We start from the raw sequence: 6,998 nt of genomic DNA, 5'->3' as shown, positions 1-6,998 counted from the left end.
GAATCACAAATCTGACCCAATGGGAATCCCTCTATGATTCAGATTTCATACTCGACGCTCTAGGCTACCGGCCCCACCTTGGGATCGGGCTCGAGCCGGATCAGGGGGCGGGCGCGGCCCGTCAGCTTTGCAAACAGCCGCGGCACCAGCGCGTTCGCCTGCGCCCAGTTCCAGTAGAGAGCATAGGCGGGATCGGCGAGGAGGTGCTTTTCCTCGGTCTTGGCGCGCCAGTAATAGACCGCGCTGACCAGCCCGAGCAGGACCGTGTTGCGCACCGCCTCGATCGGCCCGCCGGCGGTGACGAGGAAGGGGAGCGAGCCGACCCACCAGCTCAGATTCTTCGACACATAGGCGGGATGGCGCGTGAAGGCATAGGGCCCGTGGGTGATGACGCCGCGGTGCGTCAGGTTCGAAAAGCGGATGCCGAACGCCATCGTCGCCCAGGCATAGATGGCGACGAGTGCGAACAGCAGCGCCGCCCAGATCGCCATCAGCGTGTCGTGACCCTGCAGCCAATAGCCCCAGTCGGCGCCGTTGACCTGATAGTCGAGCGGGCCGCCGTTCATCAGGATGAAGGGGGGGTAGCAGACGAGCGCCGCGACCCAGCCCATGAAATAGGGGTTCGCCGTCCGGATGTGCGAATCGAGCGGCTTCATCGTCAATATATAGCCGACGGTCGCGATATGGACGTCGACGAGGTAGAGGATGTTGATCGCCCAGATACCGGTCATATAGGGGTTGGCGAGCACGTCGCTCCACCCGACGGTGACCAGCGCGGCGAAATTGCCCGGCACGATCGACAGCATGAAGGCGGTGAAAAAGCCCTTCACCGCCCAGGCGCGGAAATGATGCGCGATCGCGCGCCCGTCGACCGGCCGGCCGCCCCCCGATTTCCCGGGCGCGATCAGCCAGCGGCCGAACTGGTAACAACCGTCGCGCGGCTCGACCATGCGGCGGTCGAGCCAGAGCATGTACGGCACCGAGATCAGCAGCAGCCACGGCACGACGCGCTCGAGCAGATCCATCGAAAAGGCGTAGCTGCCCTCCCAATAATAGCGCATCGTCGCGTAGAATCCCGCGAGCAGCAGCCAGGTCGCCCATAGCCCCGCGAGCTTGGTCAGGCTGATGTCGAGCGTGTCGCGCCACGGGCGGCGCAGGTTCCAGTCGATCCCGGTCGAGGGATTGCGGTGCACCTTGTCGACGAACAGCGACCACAGCACCATCGGCACGCCGCAGGCGAGCACGCTGACGATCGCCGAATTGGGCCCGCTCATCGGCCCGCGGTTGCCCCAGTCGACGCCAAGGAAGGCGGCGATATCGGGGGCGTGGCGCGCGATGAGCAGATACCCCAAAAGGCCGGTCAGGCCCACGATCCCGACCCCCGCGCTGACCGCCGAGCGCGGGCGTCGGCTGCTCGCAGACGCCTGTTCCTGAAGGGCATTTGCGCTGGCGGGGGTCGGGATATGGGACATGTCGGTCACCCTCTTTCCCTACCCCGAAATGGTAAGCAAGCCGTCAATGTTAACAGGCGATTCGCAGGCCGAAATCCTTCCGGAATGGCACCATTGGCGCCCTTTGACACCGTTCACCGCGAGTCATGTTCGACTCGGCGCGACTCGCCCCGCAATGATTCGCAAGGGGGGTCGCGCGCTGGTAAGGCGCCCTCCAAGCGGGGCGGAGGGTTCCACAGAACAACAAGATGGGGTCGCCACTTGTCTTCGAAATCAACGGGCCTGCGCCATTGGCGACAGCGCGTCTCGGCGCTGTTCCAGGACCATGAAATCTTTATCCGCACGCACGGTCACGTGCGTTTCCTTCGCGTGAGCGCGGTCTGGCAAAAGCGCGTCGCGCTGATCGCCGGGATCGTCCTGCTTGCCTGGGCGGGCGTGACGCTCGCGGTCCTGGCCAACCAGATGCTGAGTTCGGGCGAGCGCGCCGAAGTCGCGGCGCAGAAGGCCGCGGCGGCCGCCGCCGAAGCCCGCATCGCCAAATATCGCGACCGCGTCGCCGAAACCGCCGCCGACCTCGAAGAGCGGCAGGACCAGCTCGACGAATGGTCGGAGACGCACTTCGGCGTCGAACCCGCGGCGGTGACGCCCGAAGCCGGCGCCGAGGCGAAGGCCGCGCCCGCAACGCTCGAGACCAGCGCACTCGAAACCGGCGCGATCGACCCGAACCTGCCCCCCGAGGCGCAGGCGCTCGCCCGCATCGAAAAGCGTCAGGAACGGTTCGCGGCGCGCCTGCTCGCGGCGGTGAACGAACGCGCGGCAAAGGCCGAGGTCGCGGTCGCAAAGCTCGGGCTCGATCCCAGGGCGCTCGTCCGCAACGCCGCGTCCGGCCGCGGCGGTCCCTTCATCCCCTATCGCGGCACGGGCAAGGCGAAGGCGTTCGGCGCCTCTTTCGCCGCGCTCGAGGGCGCCTTGTTCCGCATGGAGGTGCTCGAACGCACGCTCGTCGCGGTGCCGTCGGGCAAGCCCGCCGACGTGCTCATGCTCTCGTCGAGCTTCGGCTATCGCAGCGACCCCTTCACCGGCGCGGGCGCGATGCACGCCGGACTCGACTTTCCCGGGCCGCTCGGCACCCCGATCCTCGCCGCCGCCCCCGGCCGCGTCGTCTTCGTCGGGCAGAAGTCGGGATACGGCAATGTCGTCGAGGTCGATCACGGCCAGGGCATCCTGACCCGCTACGCCCACCTGTCGGGTTTCAACACCGCGGTGGGCGCGCAGGTCGCCGCCGGACAGCAGATCGCCAAGATGGGCTCGACCGGCCGCTCGACCGGCAGCCACCTGCATTTCGAAGTTCGTTTGAACGGGGTCGCGGTCAACCCGCGCCGCTTCCTGGAGGCTAAAGCCGATGTTCTTGAAGTCAAAGACGACGCCCGACAGCGAGTCGGCGCCCTCGCCACCAGCCGCACTGCCAGCTAAGATGGCGACCGGCGCGCGTCACACGACCTTTTCGGTCCTCGGATCGGACGTGGTCATCACCGGCAACGTCTCGGCCAGCGTCGACCTGCACGTCGACGGCAAGATCGACGGCGACCTGAAATGCGCCAACCTGGTGCAGGGCGAGGCGAGCGAGATCAAGGGCGCGGTGATCGCCGATACCGCGAAGATCGCCGGCCTGCTCGACGGGTCGATCGAGGCCAAAACGCTGATCGTCCACGCCACCGCGCGGATCACCGGCGACGTCACCTATGAAACGATCACGATCGAAAATGGCGGCAAGGTCGAGGGCAAGCTCTCGCACCGCCGCGCCGGCGCGGTGAAGTCGCCGCCGCCGCTCGAGGTGGTCGAGAACAAGTCGGTCGGCGCCTGACCGCGGAGCCATCCGGCCAGCGCCGGTCGCAGGCCTTGCCGGGCTTTTGCAAATGACGGTTTCGGGCCGGGGAGCGGACGCTACGTTATCGTCATCCTGAACTAGTTTCAGGATATATGGCCCGACGTTTCCCCGGGCACCGCGTCAAATTCGAGCCCCGTCCATGGATGCTGAAACACGTTCAGCATGACGATGGTATGAATGTCGTGGTTCGGCCGGTTGCTTCCTTTTCCCCGGCGATACTCAGTTCAGCGTGACGAAGCGCGCCATGTCGTCGCGCGTCAGATAGCGGACATCGTCGAACGGGGTGCTGTTGGTGAGCGCGTAGAAGGCGCGCGCCTTGGCATCGTCCATGCCCATCTCGCGGTAATAGCTCAGATATTCGGCATGGACTGGGTCGTTCGCGGGATAGTCGTTCGCTTCGCGGCCGCTGTCGTCGGCCCAGCTGTGAACGCCGAATTCGGCGTCGGGCGCGGCGCGGCGGGTGGCGCCGGCGAGCCAGAGTTCGACTGCCCCCGAGCGGACCGATCCGCCGGTGGGGACGATTGTCTCCAGCCCCGCGCGGCGGACGGCGCGCGCGAGGATCAGGTTCGCCTCCTCGTCGAGGCTGCCGGGGCAGTCGATCATTTCGAGACGCTTGAGGTGCGGATATGCGGCGAGCATCGCGGCGAACTGGCGCGGAGTCGCCGAGGTGACGTCGCCCGCCATGCGCACGGTGGTGTCGTCGACGACCGCGAAGGGGCCGAAATGCGCCCTGGCGCGACCCAGCGTCGCGACCGTGGCCGAGGGGGCGTAGCGGCGCGTGGCGCCAGTATCATTGTCGGCGCCGGACCCGGCCTCGACGGCGGCGGCCTCGTCGTCCGGAAACGCGGCCTGTTCGTCGATCGGGTCGTCGTCGAAGCCGCCATCGGCGGTCTCGTAGGTCCAGCTTACCGTCGTCGTGACGACGATCTGCTGCGCCTGCGCGGGGGCGAAGGCAAGGATCGCCGCGAGCGCGGCGACGATCAGGGTGCGGCAGAGAGCGGCCGGGGAAACCATGGCGCTGCTTTCGCGCGCGCGCGGCTTCCAAATGGCAAAGCAACAGAGTCAGCGCGGTGTTAACCGCATTGCGGGACGGGTGGCTTCCCATAGTCGCCATCCCGGCCTTGGCCGGGATGACCGAAGGCTTGGGTTCAGCCCGCCTCGCAAAGCGCCTTCAATTGCTCGGCCACCGCCCCCCAGCCGGGGATGAAGCCCATCTCTTCATGCTGTTTTTGCGCTTCGTCGGTCCAGTGGCGCGCCCAGCCGGTGAAGCGGGTGCCGCTGCCTTCGGGCGCGATTTCCCAGCCGCCGATCATGAAGGGGCCGGACGCGGCGAGGCGGCCGTCGGCGCCGCGCACCACCGCGTCGGTGGTCACGAAGCGCCGGCCCGGTACGACTTCGAGAAAAATGCCGTCGGTCGGCATCGTCTCGCCCTCGGGCCCGTGCATCGTCATCGCGCAGCGCCCGCCGCTCCGGAGGTCGATCTCGTCGAGCGTCACGGTCCACGGTTTCGGGCACCACCATTCGGCCATGCGTTCGGTCATGACCCGCCACACCGTGTCGGGCGCGGCGTCGATCAGCGTGGTCACGGACAGTTCGCGCGGGGAATCGGTCATTTTTCTCTCCATTGTCTTTCGTGGGGGGAAGGTTAGTCGCGGTCGGGCGCGCCGAGCGGGAAATAGGCGCGGTACGGCCGGGCTTCCTCGACGCAGCGCGACACCGTCGGATGTGCGAGGAGGCGGGCGCGGTAGGCGCGGAGATTTTCATATGTGTCGGGGATCCGATAGACCCAGTCGGCATAGAAGAGCGACGGTGCCGCGGCGCAATCGGCCATGGTAAAGCCATAGGGCGTCGCCCAGCCGCCGCCCGCGAGCTCGCTGTCGAGCCAGGCGTAGATGGTGTCGAGCCGCGCGTGGGTCTGTTCGACGATCACGGGCAGATGATTTTCGGGGCCGCGGATCGCGTCGTTCACCACCTCCTGCATCCGGTTCATCACCTGATTGTCGAAGATGCGGTCGAACAGCCGGACCTTGAGCGCCGCGTCGAAGTCCTGCGGGATCAGCCGCGGTTCGGGGGCGATATGGTCGAGATATTCGATGATGATCGACGATTCGAACCAGGGCGTCCCGTCGTGGACGAGCAGCGGGAATTGCCCGACCGGCCAGTGCGCCCTCAGCTCGGGCATATGATCGGGGAACGCCGGGTCGACCGAGCGATAGTCGAAGTCGAGCCCCTTTTCGTAGAGCGCGATCAGCGCCTTCCAGGTGTAGGAGGAAAAGGGGTGGCCGTAGAAAATCAGCATCAAACGGTATCCTTGCGGGTCAGCCAGGCGAGCGGCAGGCCGATGAAGACAATGTGCGGGAACAGCGCGACCAGTCCCTTGACGAGATCGGCCGGCGGAAAGGGTGCGCCGAAGCGGAGCGGGAGGACCAGTCCGTTCATCACCAGATAGAGGCCGAAGCCATAGAGTGTTCCGGTGAGCCACCACGGCTGGCGGAGGGCCGGGATGCGGCGTACCGCGAAAAACCAGCAGGCGACCATCGCACCCATGATGGCGTAATGCGTCGCAAGCCCCGCGAGCGCGCCGCCGAGCCCCCAGTCGCCCGCGCCGTCGCCGAACGGCCCCTTGGCGACGCCGCGCAGCATCCTGGCCGGATTGCTCCCCGCGAGCACGCTCCACACCATCGCATAGACGATGTCGAGCGTGCCGCAGAGCAACCAGGCGAAGAGGAACGGGCTACGCCGCCCCAACCTCTTCGCCCCGGATCGCGGCCTCGATCGTCGCTACGTCGATCTTCTTCATCGTCATCATCGCCTCGAACGCGCGCTTGGCGGCGGCCTGATCGCCGCTCGTCATCACATCGGTCAGCGCGCGCGGGGTGATCTGCCACGAGATGCCCCATTTATCCTTGCACCAGCCGCACATGCTTTCCTGTCCGCCATTGCCGACGATCGCGTTCCACAGCCGGTCGGTTGCTTCCTGCGTGTCGGTGTGCACCTGGAAGGAAAAGGCCTCGCTATGCTTGAAGGCCGAGCCGCCGTTGAGCCCGATGCAGGGAAAACCGAGCAGCGTGAAATCGACGGTCAGCGCGTCGCCCTGCTTGCCGCTGGGGTTGTCGCTCGGCGCGCGGTGGACGGCGCCGACTTTGGTGTCGGGGAAGGTCGCGGCATAGAAGTTCGCCGCTTCCTCGGCATCCTTGTCGTACCAGAGGCACAGCGTTGCTTTGTTCGACATCATTTCTCTCCTTTGATCGGGCCGCCGATCGACCAGAGATGGCCGAACGGATCCTTCACCTGCGCGTAACGGTCGCCCCAGAAGGCATCGTGCGGTTCGAGCGTCGACGACGCGCCCGCCTCCATCGCCCGTTTGAACCAGGCGTCGGTGTCGTCGACGTGCAGGTGCAGCGTCACTCCCGTCGGCGGGCTCATCGCATGGCCGCTATATTCGGGAAAATCGTCGTGCATCATCAGCGACGCGCCGTTGATCGTCAGATGCGCGTGCATCAGCCGCACGCCGTCCTCGGCGGGCATCCGCATATTCTCGGTCGCGCCGAACGCCCGTTTGTAGAAGTCGATCGCCTCGCCGCCGCGCTTGTCGGCGATCGCGATATGCGGGGTCAGGCCGGTGGTCGGGCCCTGATCGGGATTTGCCATTGCTTCTC

General features: G+C 66.5%; 9 protein-coding genes. 2 read left to right on the top strand and 7 right to left on the bottom strand.

Features of this window, described 5'->3' with window-relative positions; translation table 11 throughout:
• Window positions 1–59: 59 nt before the first annotated feature.
• Window positions 60–1,472 (bottom strand): methyltransferase family protein, encoded by a 1,413-nt coding sequence (locus tag J1N50_RS13885; protein WP_215354513.1) that lies wholly within the window; start codon window positions 1,470–1,472, stop codon window positions 60–62.
• A 240-nt stretch (window positions 1,473–1,712) separates the two neighbouring features.
• Between J1N50_RS13885 and J1N50_RS13880 the strand changes: the two genes are divergently transcribed.
• Window positions 1,713–2,924, top strand: a complete 1,212-nt coding sequence (locus J1N50_RS13880) for a M23 family metallopeptidase (RefSeq protein WP_246553512.1) — start codon at window positions 1,713–1,715, stop codon at window positions 2,922–2,924.
• A gap of 1 nt (window position 2,925) precedes the next feature.
• A complete protein-coding gene (locus J1N50_RS13875) occupies window positions 2,926–3,315 on the top strand; it encodes a bactofilin family protein (protein ID WP_058454983.1) in 390 nt (129 codons plus the stop codon).
• Window positions 3,316–3,558: 243 nt separating this feature from the next.
• Here the strand turns inward: J1N50_RS13875 and J1N50_RS13870 are convergent, their stop codons facing one another.
• From J1N50_RS13870 to J1N50_RS13845, 6 genes are all read right to left on the bottom strand, one after another.
• Window positions 3,559–4,353 (bottom strand): alpha/beta hydrolase, encoded by a 795-nt coding sequence (locus J1N50_RS13870; protein ID WP_215354493.1) that lies wholly within the window; start codon window positions 4,351–4,353, stop codon window positions 3,559–3,561.
• A 134-nt stretch (window positions 4,354–4,487) separates the two neighbouring features.
• Complete coding sequence (locus J1N50_RS13865) at window positions 4,488–4,952, bottom strand: SRPBCC domain-containing protein (protein WP_215354490.1); 465 nt, start codon at window positions 4,950–4,952, stop codon at window positions 4,488–4,490.
• A gap of 32 nt (window positions 4,953–4,984) precedes the next feature.
• A complete protein-coding gene (locus tag J1N50_RS13860) occupies window positions 4,985–5,638 on the bottom strand; it encodes a glutathione S-transferase family protein (protein WP_215354485.1) in 654 nt (217 codons plus the stop codon).
• The gene (locus J1N50_RS13855; RefSeq protein WP_215354482.1) at window positions 5,638–6,087 is read right to left on the bottom strand and encodes a hypothetical protein; all 450 of its coding nucleotides are present in this window, start codon (window positions 6,085–6,087) and stop codon (window positions 5,638–5,640) included. The genes J1N50_RS13860 and J1N50_RS13855 overlap by 1 nt, the downstream gene beginning before the upstream one ends.
• Window positions 6,074–6,574 (bottom strand): VOC family protein, encoded by a 501-nt coding sequence (locus J1N50_RS13850; RefSeq protein ID WP_425516947.1) that lies wholly within the window; start codon window positions 6,572–6,574, stop codon window positions 6,074–6,076. The genes J1N50_RS13855 and J1N50_RS13850 overlap by 14 nt, the downstream gene beginning before the upstream one ends.
• A complete protein-coding gene (locus tag J1N50_RS13845) occupies window positions 6,571–6,990 on the bottom strand; it encodes a VOC family protein (RefSeq protein WP_215354475.1) in 420 nt (139 codons plus the stop codon). Before J1N50_RS13845 ends, J1N50_RS13850 begins: the two co-directional genes overlap by 4 nt.
• Between the last annotated feature and the right edge of the window lie 8 nt (window positions 6,991–6,998).

Origin of the sequence: Sphingopyxis soli (assembly GCF_018682675.1) — a bacterium.
Lineage (GTDB): Bacteria > Pseudomonadota > Alphaproteobacteria > Sphingomonadales > Sphingomonadaceae > Sphingopyxis > Sphingopyxis soli.
The sequence above is the reverse complement of the archived record's forward strand: the minus strand, read 5'-3'. Positions and strand labels throughout refer to the sequence as shown.